Raw genomic sequence first — 1,556 nt, 5'->3', positions numbered from 1 at the left:
CAACATCAAGGGCTCCGATGACATCTCCGGGCTGAAGATCTCGGTGGGCTCGGGCACCAACCAGGAGAAGATCCTGATCGCCTGGAACAAGGAGCTCGAGGCCAAGGGCAAGGCGCCCGCGGTGCTGCAGTACTACTCCTCCGACGCCGACACCATCCTGGCGCTGTCCTCCGGCCGCACCGACCTGAACCTCGCGCCCTACCCGTCCGTCACGTACCGGGAAAACACCCGCGACGACCTCAAGGTGGTGGGCAAGGTCAACGCCGGGTGGCCGTCCGAGACCCTGGTCGCGGCCACCACGCTCAAGGGCAACGGCCTGGCCCCGGCCATCACGGACGCCCTGAACTCCGCGATCAAGGACGGCTCCTACGCCAAGGTCCTGGACCGCTGGGGACTCTCCGAGGAAGCCCTTCCCGAGTCCACAACCGTCACTGAGGGCAACTTCGGGCCAGCCCCTGCAGGGAAGACCCAGTGAGGTTCCAGGTCCTCGACATCATCCCGCACCTGAAGAACCCGGTCACCGGGGAGATCGTCTCCACCGCGGACCGGCTCAACCAGGTGGTGGAGACCGCGCGCCGGGCGGAGGGCCTCGGCTACGACAGCTTCTCCGTCGGGGAACGCCACGCGGGTGAGTTCATCTCCTCCTCCCCCACCACCGTGCTCGCCGCCATCGCCGCCGTCACCACCAGGATCCGGCTGCAAAGCGGCGTGACGGTGCTGTCCGTGCTGGACCCGGTGCGGGTCGCCGAGGACTACGCCACGATCGACCAGCTCAGCCGCGGCCGGCTGGAACTGGTGATCGGCAAGGGCAATGAGGTGCTGCAGTACCCGCTGTTCGGCCTGGACCTGGCGGACCAGTGGGAGCTCCTCGCGGAGAAATATGCCCTGCTCCGCCAGCTGTGGACCGAGGAAGACGTCACGTGGTCCGGGAGGTTCCGCGCCGCGCTGACCGAGCCCACCACCACGACGCCGCGGCCCTTCGCCGGGGCGCCGCGGGTCTGGCACGGCTCCGCCACCAGCCTGGCCTCGGCGGCGCTGGCGGCGCAGTGGGGCGATCCGCTGTTCACGGCCAACGCGATCCAGCCGCGGGAAAACTACAAGGTGCTCATTGACCACTACCGCGAGGAATACGCGCGCCACGGCCACGATCCCCGGCACCAGTACCTGGGCTCCGGATCGGGCGCGGGCGGGGTGTTCATCGCGGACACCACGCAGGAGGCCAAGCGGCAGTTCGGCCCGGTCTACGAGGCCCTCACGACCGGCCGGAACGTTCCCGGCAACAACTCCCCCTACCGGGACATCGACCACGCCGTCGCCGACGGTCCGGCCCTGGTGGGCAGCGCGGAGCAGGTGATCGACAAGATCCTCAGCTACCACGCGCTCTACGGCCACGACCTGCAGTCCATCTCGCTGCCCACCACACTGCCCTTCGCCCAGCAGCTGGAAATCCTCGAGCGCTTCGCCCTCGAAATCATTCCGGCCGTCCGCGCCGCCGCGCCCACCACGCTCTGGGCCGACGGCGACCCGCACGCCGGCCGGCCTGCATTCGCCGGCAC

The 1,556-nt window shown here is 69.2% G+C and carries 1 protein-coding gene and 1 pseudogene; both read left to right on the top strand.

The features are described 5' to 3' along the window. Positions 1-475: pseudogene (locus LQV45_RS31380) on the top strand (transporter substrate-binding domain-containing protein); the annotation flags it as partial. Continuing rightward, positions 472-1,556: LLM class flavin-dependent oxidoreductase (locus LQV45_RS31375; RefSeq protein ID WP_230011268.1), on the top strand; the 1,085-nt coding region annotated here is incomplete at its 3' end. The pseudogene LQV45_RS31380 and the gene LQV45_RS31375, both read left to right, overlap by 4 nt.

Source organism: Microbacterium sp. Bi128 (assembly GCF_918698205.1).
Note: the sequence above shows the minus strand (reverse complement) of the source record. Positions and strands in the feature narration are given on the sequence as shown.